This window comes from Prolixibacter sp. DSM 2831, assembly GCF_056493735.1.
Genome location: NZ_CM151379.1, coordinates 4,739,167 through 4,757,137, shown reverse-complemented (window position 1 = coordinate 4,757,137; position 17,971 = coordinate 4,739,167). Strand labels below are relative to the sequence as shown.

Annotated in this window: 14 protein-coding genes; 10 read left to right on the top strand and 4 right to left on the bottom strand. The window is 45.7% G+C overall.

Annotated features, from left to right (window positions below; genetic code table 11):
- The first annotated feature begins 15 nt into the window (after window positions 1-15).
- From AC060N_RS19675 to queA, 4 genes are all read left to right on the top strand, one after another.
- The gene (locus AC060N_RS19675; RefSeq protein WP_479525206.1) at window positions 16-894 is read left to right on the top strand and encodes a cell division protein FtsX; all 879 of its coding nucleotides are present in this window, start codon (window positions 16-18) and stop codon (window positions 892-894) included.
- A 33-nt stretch (window positions 895-927) separates the two neighbouring features.
- Window positions 928-1,191 carry a DUF3098 domain-containing protein gene (locus AC060N_RS19670; RefSeq protein ID WP_153640634.1) on the top strand — a complete coding sequence of 88 codons (264 nt, stop codon included), beginning with the start codon at window positions 928-930 and terminating at the stop codon, window positions 1,189-1,191.
- 280 nt (window positions 1,192-1,471) lie between these two features.
- Window positions 1,472-2,197, top strand: a complete 726-nt coding sequence (truB, locus tag AC060N_RS19665) for a tRNA pseudouridine(55) synthase TruB (protein WP_479525205.1) — start codon at window positions 1,472-1,474, stop codon at window positions 2,195-2,197.
- A 39-nt stretch (window positions 2,198-2,236) separates the two neighbouring features.
- Window positions 2,237-3,286 (top strand): tRNA preQ1(34) S-adenosylmethionine ribosyltransferase-isomerase QueA, encoded by a 1,050-nt coding sequence (gene queA, locus AC060N_RS19660; RefSeq protein WP_479525204.1) that lies wholly within the window; start codon window positions 2,237-2,239, stop codon window positions 3,284-3,286.
- A gap of 79 nt (window positions 3,287-3,365) precedes the next feature.
- Here queA and AC060N_RS19655 read toward each other — a convergent pair whose 3' ends face one another.
- From AC060N_RS19655 to AC060N_RS19640, 4 genes are all read right to left on the bottom strand, one after another.
- A complete protein-coding gene (locus AC060N_RS19655) occupies window positions 3,366-5,669 on the bottom strand; it encodes a GH92 family glycosyl hydrolase (protein WP_479525203.1) in 2,304 nt (767 codons plus the stop codon).
- 191 nt (window positions 5,670-5,860) lie between these two features.
- Entirely contained in the window at window positions 5,861-6,928 is a 1,068-nt protein-coding gene (locus tag AC060N_RS19650) for an ABC transporter permease (RefSeq protein ID WP_479525202.1), read from the bottom strand.
- Window positions 6,882-7,835: an ABC transporter ATP-binding protein gene (locus AC060N_RS19645; RefSeq protein WP_479525201.1), complete on the bottom strand. Its 954-nt coding sequence runs from the start codon at window positions 7,833-7,835 to the stop codon at window positions 6,882-6,884. Before AC060N_RS19645 ends, AC060N_RS19650 begins: the two co-directional genes overlap by 47 nt.
- Window positions 7,836-7,838: 3 nt before the next feature.
- On the bottom strand, window positions 7,839-8,984 hold the full coding sequence (locus AC060N_RS19640; RefSeq protein ID WP_479525200.1) for a COG1470 family protein: 1,146 nt from the start codon (window positions 8,982-8,984) through the stop codon (window positions 7,839-7,841).
- A 318-nt stretch (window positions 8,985-9,302) separates the two neighbouring features.
- On the opposite strand from AC060N_RS19640, the gene AC060N_RS19635 reads away from it, so the two are divergent.
- The 6 genes from AC060N_RS19635 (at window position 9,303) to AC060N_RS19610 (ending at window position 17,922) form a co-directional block, all read left to right on the top strand.
- Window positions 9,303-9,875, top strand: coding sequence for a hypothetical protein (locus AC060N_RS19635; protein ID WP_479525199.1), 573 nt, complete (start codon window positions 9,303-9,305; stop codon window positions 9,873-9,875).
- A 17-nt stretch (window positions 9,876-9,892) separates the two neighbouring features.
- A complete protein-coding gene (locus AC060N_RS19630) occupies window positions 9,893-10,564 on the top strand; it encodes a hypothetical protein (protein WP_479525198.1) in 672 nt (223 codons plus the stop codon).
- 153 nt (window positions 10,565-10,717) lie between these two features.
- Window positions 10,718-12,331 carry a sulfatase family protein gene (locus AC060N_RS19625; RefSeq protein WP_479525197.1) on the top strand — a complete coding sequence of 538 codons (1,614 nt, stop codon included), beginning with the start codon at window positions 10,718-10,720 and terminating at the stop codon, window positions 12,329-12,331.
- A 228-nt stretch (window positions 12,332-12,559) separates the two neighbouring features.
- Window positions 12,560-13,165 carry an RNA polymerase sigma factor gene (locus tag AC060N_RS19620; RefSeq protein WP_479525196.1) on the top strand — a complete coding sequence of 202 codons (606 nt, stop codon included), beginning with the start codon at window positions 12,560-12,562 and terminating at the stop codon, window positions 13,163-13,165.
- 231 nt (window positions 13,166-13,396) lie between these two features.
- Entirely contained in the window at window positions 13,397-14,398 is a 1,002-nt protein-coding gene (locus AC060N_RS19615; RefSeq protein ID WP_479525195.1) for a FecR family protein, read from the top strand.
- A gap of 158 nt (window positions 14,399-14,556) precedes the next feature.
- Entirely contained in the window at window positions 14,557-17,922 is a 3,366-nt protein-coding gene (locus AC060N_RS19610) for a TonB-dependent receptor (protein WP_479525194.1), read from the top strand.
- Window positions 17,923-17,971: the final 49 nt, after the last annotated feature.

The following is a 17,971-nucleotide window of genomic DNA, read 5'->3' as shown; positions in this document are numbered from 1 at the left end:
GCAGAAGGATAGCATATGTCAAAACGAAAGCCTAAAAGACTGAAAAGGCGACTATTCAGTTCGTATTTTACTACCACGTTGAGTATTTCCATGGTCCTTTTTTTGTTTGGACTGATGGGCCTGTTGTTGTTGAACGCCAAACGGCTGTCGGATTACGTAAAGGAAAATATTGGCGTAACCCTGATATTGAATGACAATGCCCGCGATGTAGATGTCATCCGGTTACAGAAAAAGCTTGATGCCACCGATTACATCAAATCGACACGCTTTGTGGATAAAGCCACTGCAGCAAAGGAGCTGAAAAAGGAGCTGGGCGAAGACTTTGTCGATTTTCTGGGTTACAACCCGCTGCTTTCTTCTATCGATGTAAAAGTATACGCTAGTTATGCCAATCCCGATAGTTTGGCACTACTCGAGAAGAAGTTTCTTGAATATCCCGAAGTGAAAGAGGTGCATTATCAGCGGAATTTGGTACGGCAACTCAATCGAAATGTGAATAAGCTAAGTGTCATACTGGCTGTGCTCAGTCTGCTGATGTTGGTGATTTTCATCGCACTCATCAACAATGCCATCCGGTTGTCCATTTATTCCCGACGCTTCCTCATCAATACCATGCAACTTATCGGGGCCACGCGCGGATTTATCCGAAGGCCCTTTATGTCGAAAGGGGTATTGCATGGCATTTACGGAGCTATCATTGCCTCCATCATGCTTTTAGGTTTGGTTTTTTCTTACCAGAAAGAATTAAAAGCGGTGATTAATTTTCAGAATATGGAAACCATGGGAATCCTGTTGGGACTGGTGTTTGTGCTGGGTATCCTGATTTCGGGGATATCGACCTTCTTCGCCGTTAACAAATTTTTGCGGTTGAAATTTGATGAACTTTTTTATTGATATTACTTTTGCCTTTTAGTAAAATTCGATACAATGGCCAAAAATTCGGAAAAATTAAAGGATCAGGGATTCGCGTTGGGGCGACAAAACTATCGACTACTTGTTGTTGGTTTTCTGATCATCGTGATAGGATTTATCCTGATGGTAGGTGGGAAAAGCGACAGTCCTGATGTGTTCAATCCCGACCAAATATTCAGCTTTCGCCGGATAACACTCGCTCCCATGGTGGTGCTCTTTGGATTTCTTTTTGAGATCTACGCCATCATGAAGAAGACGAAATCCGAAGAAGAGGCTTAATCATATTTTTTAAGGCAGAGACGAAGAGTGCACTTCTCGTTCCTGCCTTTCTTATCTGGTTCCGGTAAATATCCCGAAAGCACTTGAGTGAGGCGGGAATTGCCGGACGTTTTGTCATGGTACATAGGCGCTGAAAAAGCGTATTAAGGCAATACGGATATAGCATTTATGGCCATTATTTTGCACGCAATTGTGCAGTTTTTGAGATAATTGCTATTTTTGTCGGCTGATATTCAGTAAATTATTGTTAACTCCGGCATTTTTGTGAAGTAAACCGAACATGGCTGAAGAGGCGAAAGTATTTGATTTTAAGGGAGGAGAAATTCTTGTTTTCGATAAACCACTCGAGTGGACCTCATTCGACTTGGTGCAGAAAGTCAGGAATAACCTTTGCCGGAAAATGCGTATAAAGAAGTTGAAAGTGGGACATGCCGGAACGCTTGATCCCATGGCAACGGGCATTATGGTGCTGTGTACCGGGAAGGCTACCAAAAAAATTGAAGAGCTTCAGGCGGGAGAGAAGGAATACATTGCAACGCTGAAACTGGGAGCAACCACTCCTTCGTTCGATTTGGAAACGAAGGAGGATGCCACTTACGAAACCGGGCACATTACGGAAGAATTATTCCGGGAAACCGTACAGAAATTTATTGGAACCATAGAGCAGGTTCCACCTGAATATTCAGCAGTAAAAGTTGAGGGTCAGCGGGCTTACGATCTGGCGAGAAAAGGAAAATCAGTTGAACTGAAACCGAAAATTCTTGTTGTAAAAGAGATCGAGGTACTGCAGTTTGCTGAGTCCGAAGCCAAACTTCGCATTGTATGCGGAAAAGGTACCTACATCAGGGCGCTGGCAAGGGATATTGGTCAGGCATTGAACAGCGGAGCTTACCTGATAGGCTTACAACGAACCCGCGTGGGTGATTTCACGCTGGAAAACGCGCAACAAATTGAAGAATTTCTCGAATCGTTGAAAGAAATAACGATTGCTGAGGAATCGAAATAGAAAAAGGTTCATCAAATTCCACATAAATTGTAATCTTCTATGAAGTTATCAAAGTTTAAGTACAATCTTCCTGAAAATCTCATTGCTTTGCATCCGGCACAAAACCGTGATGAATCGCGGATGATGGTTTTGCATCGTGAAACCGGAGAGATCGAGCATAAAACCTTCAAAGATATTATCGATTATTTCGATGATGAGGATGTGATGGTATTCAACAATACCAAGGTTTTCCCGGCAAGGTTGTATGGTAATAAAGAGAAGACAGGCGCGCAAATCGAGGTATTCCTGCTTCGCGAGTTGAATCGTGAGCAGCGGTTATGGGATGTGCTGGTTGATCCGGCGCGTAAAATCCGTATTGGAAACAAATTGTATTTTGGCGATGACGACCTGTTGGTTGCCGAAGTAATCGACAATACCACTTCCCGCGGACGCACACTCCGCTTCCTGTACGACGGTCCTTACGAAGAATTCAAAAAGACTCTTTACAGTTTAGGTGAAACTCCGCTTCCTAAATTCATCGATCGGCCGGTTGAAGAGTCCGATGCCGAACGTTATCAAACCATTTTTGCTAAGCATGAAGGAGCTGTTGCGGCACCGACTGCCGGTCTGCACTTCAGCCGTGAACTGCTGAAGCGTTTGGAGATTAAAGGCGTCGATTTTGCCGAGATTACATTGCACGTGGGACTGGGTAACTTCCGTAGCGTCGATGTGGAAGATTTGACCAAGCATAAAATGGATTCCGAGCAAATCTGGATCAACGATAAAGCGGCCAAACAGGTGAATGGTGCCAAGAAATCGAAGCATCGCGTTTGCGCTGTAGGTACTACCGTAATGCGGACACTCGAAAGTTCAGTTTCAACTATGGGTACCCTGAAACCGTTCGAAGGATGGACCAACAAGTTCATCTTCCCGCCTTACGAATTCAGCGTGGCCGACTCAATGGTTTCCAATTTCCATCTGCCACTTTCTACTTTAATGATGATGGTAGCTGCTTTTGGAGGTTACGATAAGGTGATGAATGCTTATCAGGTGGCCATTAAAGAGAAGTATCGCTTCGGAACCTACGGAGATGCCATGTTGATTATTTGATCGAAAATATAAGCTTAAAAGCAAATAAAAAGAGGATGTCAGTTATGGCATCCTCTTTTCTTTTATCTAATGTTTGAATTTATTTCTTATCGGAAAAGGAGTAAGGAAACGAATCGGGTTGTGTTCCCCGTGTTTTGTTGGGCTGATTTCCCATCTCAAACTTGATTTCTCCGCCTTTTTCAATGGCTTCGTGCGTCAGATAGTTCTTGTCGTACGTTTGACCATTCAGCGATGCTTTCTCGATATACACGTTTTTGTGGCTGTTTTTGTCAGCTACTACCGTGAAGGTATTCCCGTTCTCCAAATTCAACGTTATCTTCTTAAAGAGCGGGGAACCGAGTACATACTGGTTACTTCCGGGCGCCACCGGATAGAATCCCATTGCTGAAAATACGTACCATGCCGAAGTTTGTCCGTTATCTTCATCACCACACAAACCGTCGGGATTAGGTGTGTAAAGCTTGTCCATCACATCCCTCACATGCATTTGTGCTTTCCAGGGTTGCCCGAGGTAATTGTACAGGTAGATAGCATGTTGTATGGGTTGATTTCCGTGTGCATACTGTCCCATGTTGGCAATCAGCATCTCGGTGATTTCGTGAATCTGAATGCCATAATACGAATCATCGAATGTTGGCCGGGTCGTAAAAACTTCATCCAGACGTTTGGCCATTTTCTCGCGGCTGCCGAACAGTTTGGCTAAACCGGCCGGGTCCTGAAACACCGACCAGGTATAATGCCAGCTACATCCTTCGGTAAAGGCGTCTCCCCATTTGTCGGGACGGAAAGGCGACTGGAAAGTTCCGTCTTCATTCCGGCCCCGCATAAAATCTACCGACGGGTCGAATACGTTTTTGTAATTCATTGCCCGTTGAGCGAATAGCTTAATCTCTTTCTTCGGACGGTCGAGTACATTGGCCAAACGCCAGATACACCAGTCGTCGTAAGCATATTCCAGTGTGCGGGCAGCATTTTCATTAATGCCAACATTGTAAGGAATATAGCCCAGCTTGTTGTAGTAATCGGCTCCGTAACGGCCAACCGAATGCACCGGTCCGACACCTTTCGTGTTTTTCAGGATGGCGTCGTACAGCGTATGGATGTCGAATCCGCGAATTCCCTTCATGTAAGCATCAGCAATGATGGAAGCCGAGTTGGAACCAATCATACAGTCGCGGTGTCCCGGACTGGCCCATTCGGGCAACCAGCCACTCTCTTTGTACGTGTTGACCAGCCCCTGCATCACCTGTGAATCATGTTCCGGGAACATCAAAGTAAAGAATGGGAAAACGGCCCGGAAGGTATCCCAGAATCCGTTGTCGGTAAACATGTAGCCTTTTTCCACCTTCCCGTTATACGGACTGTAGTGCACAATCTCGTTGTTGGCATTCAGCTCGAAGAACTTGCGCGGGAACAGCATGGTGCGGTACAATGCAGTGTAGAACGTGCGGTATTGGTCCACCGTTCCGCCTTCCACGCGGATGCGGTTTAACTGTTTGTTCCATGCCTGGTAGGCTTTCTCCTTTACCTGATCGAAGGAGTCGTTCCCAATTTCCCTTTGCAGGTTCAGTTCGGCCTGTTCCGGACTGATGAAACTCGAAGCAACTTTGGCGTTTACCTGTTCGCCTTTTTCCGTTTTAAACGTAATCACAGCGCCCACATGTTCCCCTTCGGCTTCGGTTGACCCTTTCGTAAGCTTCAGACTGTCTTTCCAGGTCCCGGCAACAGTAAAAGGCTTGTCGAAATAAATGACAAAATAGTTGTGGAAATTATCCGGCACGCCACCATGATTATTCCGGCAATAACCAATAATTTTCCGCTCCTGCGGAATGATTTTCACCATGGAACCCATGTTGAAGGCGTCAATCAGCACGCGCGACGAGTCAGATTGCGGGAACGTAAAACGAAAACGGGCAGCCCGGTCAGTTGGCGTGATCTCGGTAACGACGTCGTAATCGGCCAGGTACGCGCGGTAGTAATCGGGGCGGGAAATTTCCGCCTTGTGCGAATACCACGATGCACGCTTAGCTCCGTCAATAATCACTTTTCCCGTTTCCGGGAAGATGGAGAAAGCCGCGTAATCGTTAATCCACGGACTTGGTTGATGGGTTTGTTTGAATCCCCGGATTTTCTTGGCCTGGTACGTGTAGCCCCAGCCGTCGCCCATTTTTCCGGTTTGCGGGGTCCAGAAATTCATTCCCCACGGAAGGGCAATGGCCGGATAGGTGTTTCCGTTCGACAACGAGAAATCCGATTCGGTTCCCAGCAACGGATTGACATACTTGACCAGGTTTTCACCTAGGGGCACATCTTGTGCCTTGCTGGCTGTTGTTTGCCCAAGCAAACCTGCAGTCAGCAGCATACTTAGAATAATTTTCTTCACGATTCTCTGAAATTTGGTTACGTTTTCAAAGATAAAAATTTAGCGTAGGTTCACAGGTAAAATGTGGTGAAATGCTTGATGATTAGTGCCTCCTAAAAAAGAAAAAAGGCAAGCTGTCCTGTGGATGACCGGACGACTTGCCTTTGGTCGTATCTTCTTCCCGGTAGGAAGATGACACTAGCGGAACTTAACTATCTGGAACGAATTTCTTTTCGCATAAAGAAAACGTAAGAAAGTGCGAAACAAACTACCGTGATAGCGATGATGGCTGTCAACTGTGGCCATACGAGTAGCAGGCTTTGTCCCAACGGAAGCGGGCTCGGTATGGTTCCGTGTACCTGCTCCATAGTGAGTGGTCCAAGGCTGCGCACAGAAGGCATTAACAACGTCGTGGTGGCTTCACTGAACAGTTGACTCGGTGAAAGGCGCATCAAATCCAGTATAAAATTCCGGTGAGCGACGACATACCGCTCCGGCGCCATTTCGGGGGGCATGGTCGCCCGGGCAATCAGCTTTACAATCAGGTTGTAGAAAATGCTGAAGAAGAGCCAAACCGAAATTCCCGCCAAAGCGGAAGTAGCAGCTTGCCGGAACCGAACCGAAAAGAGAATCGATAAATTCAGCCACAAGGCCACGTAGAAGATACTGAGCACGATAAAGAATACAATGCGCAGAAATTCCTCGGGTGTAGGCGGAATACCAATAATGAGCAGTCCAAGCCCCATTACGAGGAAGCCCAGAGCGAAAAACATGACACTGATGACCGTTATCGAAGCCATGAACTTGGCGTTGATCAGGTAATCACGGTGAATGGGCTGTGCCATCACGCGGCTCAATGTTCCTCTGTTCTGCTCCGAATTGATGGCATCAAAACCAAGGCTGATACCTAATAGCGGCCCAAGGAAGCTGATGAATACGAAAAATGACGGCAACGTTCCGTCTGAAATGGTGAACAATTTCAGAAAGAAAAACGCATTGTCCGGATCGCCGGGTTTCACCGCGTGACCGATGTTGGTCAAAGCCGTATAAAGCGAACCGAGGCACGTTAGCACGATGATGCCAATCAGAATTTTGAAACGCCAGCTTCGTACCAGGTCCGAGATTTCCTTATCGACAATCACCCGGAAGGGATGCATGCCCACATCTTTGCGGGGAGCGAGTCCCAGTTTGCTGAGCCACGACTCTTTGGGTTGTTGTATCTGTTTTGCTATATCACTCATGAACTTCACCTCCTTCGAAATAGCGGTTATAAATGTCATCGAGGCCGTATTCCTTCTTGCGCAGGAACGCTAATCCGGCACCCGATGAAACAATTTCGCCGGCGATGTCAGCCGTGGCATCGCGCGTACATCCGACGTAAAACGTTTGGTCTTTTTGCGAAACCGAAGTAACTCCGTCGATGTTTTTCAGACTTTCTTCCAGACCATTTCCGTTTCCGGAAGTAGCAATGCCAGCCTCCACGACGAACGATTCGGTGGAAAACAGCTTCTGCGAAAGTGATTCAATGTTTCCTTCGGCAATCAGCTTGCCGCTGACGAAGAGTCCCACGCGGTCGCAAACTTGCTGCACCTGGTGCAAATTGTGTGAAGAAAACAATACCGTGATGCCTTCTTCCTTGCTGAGTTGAACAATCAATTCGAGGAACTCGCGGATTCCGGTCGGGTCGATGCCCGAGGTCGGCTCATCGAGTATGATGACTTCGGGCGTTTTGATGAGCACTTCGGCCAAACCGAGCCGTTGCCTCATTCCGCGCGAATATTTCCCGGTTTTCTTTTCCGCCTGAGCGGCAAGTCCCACACGGGTCAGTAGCTCTTTGGCTTTCGGTTCGACATCTTTTTCCGGTATGCCGTTCAGCCGGGCGATGTATTTCAGGTTTTCCATTCCGGTAAGATCAGGATAGAAACCTACATCTTCCGGAAGGTAACCGACACGCCGTTTCACCTCAATCGGGTTTTCGGTGGAATTGATGCCGCAAACCTTCACCGAACCGGAAAAGGGTTCGGTCAGTCCCAGCATCATCAGGATAGTTGTCGACTTTCCCGCGCCGTTGGGGCCGAGCAAGCCAAACACCTCGCCTTTTTTCACCGAAAGGTTTAAGCGATTGACGGCTGTGAACGATCCGTATTTTTTGGTCAGATCGACCAGCTCGATAATGTTTTCAGCCATGCATTACCTCCTTCCATATTTGCGGAACAGATAAAGCACGCTTCCGAGAGCTAAGAGGATAATGAAAACGCCAATCCAACCCCACAACATGGGTGTTTTCACGGTGACACGTAATTCGGCCTTGGTACCGATTTCCGGTGTTTTTGCCTCGATTTTGGTGACGTAATCACCGGCAATTGCCTTCTTGGAGGCCTGGATGGTAGCCATCACTTTGGTTGTTTTGCCGGCCTGAAGGTCGATAATCTTTTTCGGGTCGAATGTAACTTTCCAGTCGGTAGGCTTTGTTACATCGAAGTTGATGTCTTTCAGATCGGATGAGCCGGTATTGCGAACCAGGAATTCAACCTGTTTTTGGTCGCCGGCCGTGATATCGGTGCTGAGCAGACCGGTGGGCGTTGTCAGGTCCATATTGAATGTTCCGGTAATCACCACCTCCAGGGCAATCTCGGCTGAAGTCGTTCCGGAAGAAGCTGTCACGGGGATGCGGTATGTACCCGCTTTCACTTCCGACGGCGGTTTGATCTGGATGGAAATATCTTTCTCTGCGTTGGGGGCGATGTTCACCGATGCCACTTCTTTGTAGCTGGCTTTGATGGTCACGTTCCAGCCACGGGGAGCGTCGGCCTTGAGTGCGTAAAGCTGATTATTGTCCGTACTGTTTTTCAGCTTGGCTTTAAAGGTAAACGATGCCTTCGAGTTCCCTTTCATGTTGGGTTGGTCGGTGGTGAACTCGGTTTGATAGGTTCCTCGTTTCGAAACCACCACATTCAGCAAGAGCGAAGTGTATCCGCCGGCTAACACTTTAAAATGATAGCTGCCTTTGTTTATTTTCAGCGGTACATCTACTTTCAGGGAAAGCTTCTCTTTTTTCCCCGGAAGGACAGAGATTTGACTGATTTTCCAGCCGCCCGACTTCAATTGGCTATCCCATCCACGGGGCATTCCTACTACCGAAATGGGCATGGTTTGAATCTGGCTGGTGTTGTTGATAACCTCGATGTTGTAATTAATCGTTTCTCCCGGTGGAACGGAAATGCGGGTGTAAGGGGTGTACAACTCGACGCCGGTGCCGGCGGCATAGGTTCCGATGAAAACCAGTTGAAACAGAAGAGTTAATGATAAACTTAACCATTTAGTGCGGGTAGACATAAAAGAATCCTCCAATGTTTTTTAGGTGATTTATTATTCGGAGGCTAAGTATAAGATTAACTTTATTAAACTTTTGTTAAAAAATTTAATTAAATCCTAATAAACCTTTATTGAAGCTGTTTTTCTTGTCGTAGAATGAAAGTATACGGATAAGATGAGAATAATATCTTTTCCTAAAAAAAAAACGGCATTTGCAATGTTTAGAGCGTTTGCATTTCATGTTACTTAACAATATTTTTACAGGTAACCTTTTCCGTCAGAAAGGAATAAAAGAACAGAACCACTAACGAATCTAATTATTTAACTAAAGTTTGCTTCATGAAAAAAATGGGAGTTGCTCTCCTTTGCCTTTTTACCTTATCCATTTTTCAATCCATTGCTCAGAATAGTGAACCCAGAATTCCGGCTTTTCACCGGGTCGATTTTATTTCGCCGGGTTATCGCTATGAATTTCCGCTTACGGGCAGATTCACCGGCAGTGCAGTTTTTGAGACCACACCGTATTATACGGAAACAAGTGCTTATCTCAGCCATCTCATGCATTTTCAGGCTAAAGCGTTTTATCTGTTGCCGTACGTTGAAACCGGTGTACAATGGCGCTACTCCGATGCGCGACGTATCCGGATGAATAAAAGCATCCGCCATCACATTGGGTCGTATGTGAATTTATCGGGTCGTTATTATGTGGAAGCATTGAATATTCCGCTGTACCGTGAAAATGTGGACGGAATTTATTCCGGTGGTTTTACGTGGCGACTGACCTGGGGCATTCGTCGTCCCGTGAGCGACTCGGTTATCTGGGATTTATTTACGGGATTTGAAAGCAATATCGGCGACCGGGTCATGTCGGGCGGTTTGATACTCGGTGTTCGTTTGGGCTTGGTGCTATAAACAGGGGGGGCTGACCAATGAGAAAGGTGTTTCACATCATTGTCCTGCTGTTTTGTTCACTGGCTGCTTCAGCCCAGCGGCACGATCAGCCCAACAATCTGATACTGTCGTATGGAATCGATCAGAATGCTGTAGACGATTTGAATTCGGTTTTTGGCGGGTTGGGGCACGAGTTCTTTCCGTTGTCGTTCATGGGGCTCCAGGTCGATGGGAAAATCGGGCGCATGTGGGATATTGAGTCGCTTTCGGACTGGGATGGAGAATGGTTTAAAATTGGTGATTACAATATCTCGGCCACGTATTCCATTCTTTCGGCCACACCCCGACTTTATCTGGTATTGCAGGACGATGATGATGGTTTCTGGGCACTGTTTCTCGAGTATAGCGTCGGCACCTGGCGCATGTGGGGAGATGCTCGTTTCCGCGACCCGGAAGGAAATTCGTATTCGGGTTTGGGGGATACGGGATTCCGCTATTTCCAGGGAATGGCATTGGGAGTCAGGGCCCGCTTGTCTGGCCGGGTTTCGAGTATGCTTTCTCTGGGAGGGAATAATATCGACTACAATCGCTACATCAACAGCATTCAGTTTGGTACCCCGAATGAGACTGAACGACCCGGCTTACGCGGAGGACTTATCATTGGCGTCGGTTTGTCTATCAGTATGTGGCCGGAAAAGGAGAAGCATTGAGTTCTTTCTCAGGGAGTCAAGTGTAAAAAAGCAGGAGAGGTTACGTCTCCGGCAGGTAAGATTTTTATATTTGTTAGGGGATACGGTTTTAGGGGAATAGGGAACCGTGTCCGGAAACCTGAGCCGAACGACACAAACCTTAACAATATCCAAATGAGTAATCACCTGACACACGCACTCGCCCTGCTGACAGTAGGAGCGGCTGCAACCACCTGCACCCAGAAGGCTCCCAAACCGCAACGGCCCAACATCATCTACATCATGAGTGACGACCATGCGTACCAGGCCATCAGTGCGTATGATTCCACCCTGATTAAAACGCCCAACATCGATCGGATTGGACATGAAGGGGCCATCTTTTCCCATGCTTTCGTCACTAACTCGCTTTGTGCGCCCAGCCGGGCCGTGATGTTGACCGGTAAGCACAGTTTCATCAACGGGAAAGTAGACAACGTTCAACGGTTCAACTGGAACCAGGAAAGCTTTCCGAAGTTATTGCGGCAATCTGGCTACCAAACTGCCCTCGTCGGTAAAATTCACCTAGACGGAACTCCGCAAGGATTTGATTATTCAGCTGTTCTTCCCGGGCAGGGACATTATTACAATCCCGATTTCATAATCAATGGGAAGGAGGAACGAATTCCGGGCTATGTAACGAAGATTACGACCCGTTTGGCGCTAGACTGGCTAAAGCATCGGGATAGCAGCAAGCCGTTCTGTTTGCTTTTTCACGAAAAAGCGCCGCACCGCGAGTGGATGCCGGAAGAAAAGTACTACAAGGAATACACGAAGAAAGAGTTTCCGGAGCCTGCTACTTACCACGACGACTATAGCGGTCGGGGAACGGCAGCCCATGCTGCTGAAATGCGGGTTTACCGCGACCAGAACTGGTCGGGTGATGACAAACTCTATCCGGACGTGATGGATAAGTTGAGGCTGAAAGATCCGACTACCTGGGGTCGCAATGCATTTAAACACAATGTTGGCAGGATGAATTCCGTGCAAAAGGCTGCCTGGGATTCGGTATACCGTCCCATGAATGAAGCTTTCGAAAAAGCGTATCCGAACATGAACGAGCAACAGCTGGCTCACTGGCGTTACGAGCGTTACCTGCAGGATTACCTGGCGTGTGTTGCCTCGGTAGACGACGCGGTGGGGGAGTTACTCGATTATCTCGATAAAAGCGGTCTGGCTGAAAATACCATCGTGGTTTACACGTCCGACCAGGGAATGTATTTAGGCGAGCACGGTTGGTTCGACAAACGTTTTATGTACGAAGAATCATTCCGGACGCCTCTGTTGATGCGTTATCCGAAAGAGATTAAGCCGGGAACAACGGTCGACCAGTTGGTACAAAACCTCGATTTTGCTCCGACATTCCTCGATTACGCGGGGGTAAAAATCCCAAAGGATATGCAAGGCATGTCATTCCGCAAGCTGGTGGATGGGCAAAGCTCCGAATGGCGCGATGCGATTTATTACACCTACTACGAATATCCTTCGATTCACATGGTGAAACGGCATTACGGTGTCCGGACTAACCGGTACAAACTCATGCATTTTTACTACGATATCGACGAATGGGAGCTCTATGATTTGGAGAAAGATCCGCATGAAATGCATAGTGTGTATGGCGATCCGGCTTACGCCGATGTCCAGAAAATGATGCACGAACGGTTAACCGAATTGCGTCAGAAATACGGCGATTCGGACAAACTCGATAAGCAATATCTCGACGCTTATTTGGAGGCCATTAATAAGCAATAAATTGATTGTCATCATAAAGAATCAAAAGCAGGAATCAATTGTTTCCTGCTTTTAACATTTCAACGATTTCCAGAAATGAAACTGATTGATTGAATACATTTATTTATAAATTAAGAACAGCCGAATCCGCTATTCGTTTGGGAATGAGTGAGGGAAAAGTCCGAAATTACCCATCGGGGCAAACAGATCAGGTGAAGATTTCTATATTTGTGTCTCAAAATCCAATCTTTGAAGGAAATACTTTTAAATAATGATAAAGAACTTCTGGGGCGCATAAAAAATGGGGATGAAGTTGCTTTTGAACTTGTTTTTCACAGGTACAAAGGATATTTGCTCGATTTTATTCGGAAAAGTTTGCCCAAGGAAGAAGATGCAGAAGGCTTGGTTCAGGAGGTGTTTGTGAAACTTTGGATGAACCGGCACAAGATCGATCCTTTGAAGTCGTTAAATGCCTTTCTGTTTACCATTGCACGAAATGAAATTTACGACCGTCTGCGGAAATTACTTAGTAAAAGGAAATACCTGGAAGAGCTCTATTATTCATCACGTGAATCGGATGAACAGTCTGAAAAGCAGATGGAATATGATGAGTTAAAGGAAACAGTGGATAACCTGGTGGGGCAACTGCCCGAAAAGCGTCGCGAGATATTTATGCTCAGTCGTGAAGAGGGATTGAGTTACAAGGAGATTGCCATTCGCCTTGGGATCAGTGAAAACACGGTAGATTCTCAAATACGGAAAGCCCTTTCATACCTTAAAGAAAACCTACGACAAAAAATCACCTTCCTTTTATTTTTCCTTTTTGGAAGTCGAAAGAAAAAAAATCACTGTTAACACCATTCAACCCGTTTGATAAAGAGACGATGATGATACGCGATGGTAGTTGATTCGATAAATCTCTTTCAGTCGGAAGTGTAGCGGTCCATAAATTCTGGTTGAAGTTCGTGCAGGAAGATCTTGTTTTTCACGTTTTTTAAATCAACGTTAAAAAAAAATTAAAAAAATAACCGATCCGGATCACGGAATCGATCGACTTATGCGTATTAACCCACGAAACAAACATCAATGGAAATTCCGGAGAACATCGAAGACATTATCAACAAGCTTTACAGCAATAAACTTCTCGGACTGGAGGAGCTTCACAAGATTGAATTGTGGATGCGGCAGATTCAGAGTAACCGGAAAGTAGAATCTGCTTTGAAGATTAGTTGGGAAAACACAAATAATGTAGAGACCGAGTTGTCATTTGATGAACTCAGGCGACGCATCAAACAGAGTAGCGAGAAGCTGAAGAGAATGAAATGGCAATACTGGGGGCACCACTTCCAGCGTGCGGCCGCCATTTTGCTGCTTCCTGTATTGATCCTCACCTCGTGGTTGGTCCTCCATGATTTGCGGACATCTCCGCAATGGCTGACCCTTACTACTCATCGGGGCGAGCGTACACATGTAATTTTGCCCGATGGCTCGGAAGTTTGGCTCAATGTGGATACAAAGCTTGAATATCCGACAAGCTACAACCAGAACAACCGGTTACTGAAATTACAGGGAGAGGCCTTTTTTAAAGTAGCGAAGGGGAAGAAATATCCTTTTGTGGTAAATGCCCGCAATTTCAAGGTGATGGCAGTTGGAACAGAGTTTAATATTTCTGCATATCCTGATGACCCCGAAGCCTCGACCTTTCTGAAAAAAGGGATAGTAAAATTCACATATGCTCCTGAAGGTCAAAAAACCCAGGTGTTTGAAATGAAGCCGGGGCAGGAGACGGTCATTAATATTCCAAAGAACACATTGAAACTCGATACAAACGCATCCGATTATACGGGTAATTGGAGAGATGGTGAATTATATTTTGATAATGATTCGATGGATCGGGTTTTCCGGAAGATAGAGCGTTGGTATGGCGTCACGATCCATTTTCAACCCAAACAATTTACAGGCGAGACATTGGTATTGCGACTTAAAAACGGAGAACCGGTTAGTCGGGTACTCGAGATCATTAATGATGCTATGGGAATTGAATATAAAAACAAAGGAAAAGTATATTGGATTGTAAGGAAAAATTAGAGAATGAATGAGAAAAGGCAAACAGCGATTGGTGGTACAGTGCTATTTGCCTTTAAAAGAGTGATTTTTAAACATTAAAATCGATCAAATCTATGAAAAATTGGTATTCAATCCTAACCAGGGGAAGGTACGCTTGGTTAGGAAAATCATTGAAGCTTATGAAACTAACGTTTTTACTGGTTCTATTGAGCACGATGCTGGTATCCGCCAAGACATTTTCTCAGGAGGCGAACCTGAATCTGGATTATCAGAATATAACGATCGGCCAGCTATTTCAGATTATTGAAGGTCAGAGCGATTACCGTTTTGCCTATTCCCAATCGAACTTGAATCCCGATCAGAAAGTTTCGATTAATGTTAAGAATCAGAAATTGGATGAGGTTCTGAATAATGTACTCGACAAGGATAACCTGACTTATAAGATTGATGATAAGTATGTGGTGATTACCAACAAGGATGCTGCAGCGAATACAGCGAAGGAGGCAGCACCGAAGCAAATCAAGGTTACAGGAATGGTCACATCACCCAATGGTGATCCCATTCCAGGCGCCACGGTTATGGTAAAGGGGACAAGTTCCGGAACCATAACTGACAGCGACGGTAAATTTGTTTTGGAAAATGTATCGGGTAATGCGACACTCGTGTTTTCGTTCATTGGGATGGCCAGTCAGGAGGTTCCGGTGAACAACCAAACTACCATCAATGTGGTTTTGAAGGAAAAATCCATTGGCTTGGGCGAAGTCGTTGCTGTTGGATATGGAGTTCAGAAAAAGAGCGTGGTGACAGGTTCGATTTCGGTAGTAAACTCAAAAGACGTCAGCGACAAAACCTACACCCGTGTAGATGACGCACTTCAGGGACTCACTTCCGGGGTAACCGTAGCCGCCAGTTCCGGTGCACCGGGTGCTGCCCCGACTGTCCGGATACGGGGAACGACTTCTATCAATAACAGCGACCCCTTATATGTAGTGGACGGTGTTGTGATGAATGGCGGAATTGAATACCTGAACCCGAATGATATTCAATCCATGGAAGTACTTAAAGATGCCGCATCCGCCTCTATCTACGGTTCACGAGCTTCCAACGGGGTTATCCTGATTACAACCAAAAAAGGAAAGTACGACAGTCCTCTTCGGGTAAACTTTGCCATGAAAACCGGTATTCAGGGTCCGATTAAAAAAGTAAAACTGACTGATGCTTCCCAGTATGCTATGTTGCGTAACGAAGCCGTGATGAATGACGGCGGCTCGGCCATTTTTGCTGATCCATCTTCCTTTGGAGTTGGAACCAACTGGCAGGATCAGATTTTCAGCAACAACGCTGCTTATCAGGATTACAATTTGAATATTTCCGGGGGAACCGATAATGCGACCTATTTCGTATCGATGGGGTACACCGATCAGAATGGTATTGTGGCACCTTCTATTGCTTACAACAAGAAGTTTAGTTTGACCACCAATACCAGTTTTAAGATTAATAAGTATGTGAAGATAGGTGAAAATTTGAGCTACACCTATGGTAAGAACCAAACCGGGTTGAACACCAACAGTGAGTTTGGAGGTCCGCTTAGTTCAGCTTTGAATCTTGATCCGATTACTCCGGTATTTGCTGATGCTGCAACGGCCAGCGGATATAATCAGTATGCGGTTACCGACGGGAACGGAAATTATTACGGCATTTCCAATTATGTGGCCCAGGAAATTACCAATCCACTCGCCGACATTCAAACGAAGAAGGGGAACTACTGGTATTCACATAATATGGTAGGTAATGCCTACCTTGAGATTACCCCGATAAAAGATCTCAAATTCCGGTCATCGATCAATGCTAAAAAAGCATTTTGGGGAAATGAATCATTTACTCCACTGTACTATTTGAATGCCAGTACCAGTAATACCTCCAACACTTCGCAATATCGCGAAAATGATCAGAATTTAACCTGGAACTGGGATAACACACTTACCTATTCCCACAAATGGGGAAAGCATAATTTCTCAGCATTGGTTGGTACCAGTGCGGAAAAGCAAACCGGACGCGGATTGAATGTAAACTATATCGGCGAACCGGCAACAAGTTTCAGTAATGCTTCGTTTAACTACAGCTTGTCAGCAGCGAACCGGGTAGGAAGTGGATATGAAAATCAGGATTATGCATTGCAATCCTATTTCAGTCGTTTGACTTATGATTACAATGAGAAATACCTCTTTACCGGAGTCATTCGTCGTGACGGATCTTCCCGTTTCGGTAGCAATACGCGTTATGGTATTTTCCCCTCGGCTTCAGTAGGATGGGTAATTTCGCGTGAAAATTTCTTCCCCCAAAATTCATTTGTGAACAATTTAAAACTTCGCGCTTCGTACGGTGTCGTCGGAAACGAGATGTCATTGGCTGATTTCGCCTTTGAGTCACTGGTTGTAGGCGGAAGCAATTATGTGTTGGGTAATGACAATCTCCGCATCGGATATGCAACCAACCGACCTGCCAACCCCGATTTGAAATGGGAAGAGACTCATTCAACCGATTTAGGTTTTGACGCCGTTCTCTTTAAAAGCTTCGATGTTACGTTCGACGCATATAAAAAGACCACTAAAGGAATGTTGCAAACGGTACAGCTACCAAGTTATGCAGGCTTTACCAGCGCCCCATATGGCAACGTAGGCGACATGGAAAACAAGGGCCTCGAACTGGAACTAGGGTACACTAAAGTTTGGAATGATTTTAAAATGAATGTATCAGGTAACATTTCATACCTGAAGAATCAGGTTACCTACCTGGGGGCAGATAAACAATATCTTGACGGAGGAAGTACACTGCAATCCAGTACCTATCCACTTACCCGTACGGCTGTAGGACATGCAATCGGTTCATTCTATGGCTTTAAATCGTTGGGTGTTTTTCATTCACAACAGGAAATCGACAACTATAAGTACGCTGACGGAACATTAATTCAGCCAAATGCCAAACCTGGCGATATGAAATGGCAGGATACCGACGGACAAGGAGGCATTACAGCCGATGACCGCACCTGGCTTGGTGATCCGACACCGAACTGGACGTATGGTCTTTCTGTTGGTTTGAATTGGAAGAATTGGGAATTCCAGGTATTTGGACAAGGTGTTTGGGGAAATCAAATCTTCCAGGGATACCGCCGTTTAGATATTCCAACCGCGAACTATCCTATCGAAGCATTGAATGCCTGGACAATATCGAATCCGAATAGCAACTATCCGAGATTGACAGATGCCGATCCGAATCACAACTTCAATAATCCATCGGATTTCTATTTGCAAAATGGTGCCTACTTCCGTATCAAGAGTATTCAAATTGGTTATAATTTACCCAAAATATGGGCAAAAACAGCTGGTCTGAAGAATGCACGTGTATATGTAAGTAGTAGCAACTTGTTAACAATCACCAAATACAATGGCTACGATCCGGAAATTGGTGGTTCAAGCTATGGTATTGACCGGGGAATTTATCCTCAGTCCCGTACTTTAATGTTTGGTTTAAATCTTGGATTATAATTATTCATGTTGAGGTGGAAGAAACCATTCAATCATATTTCTGATTCCG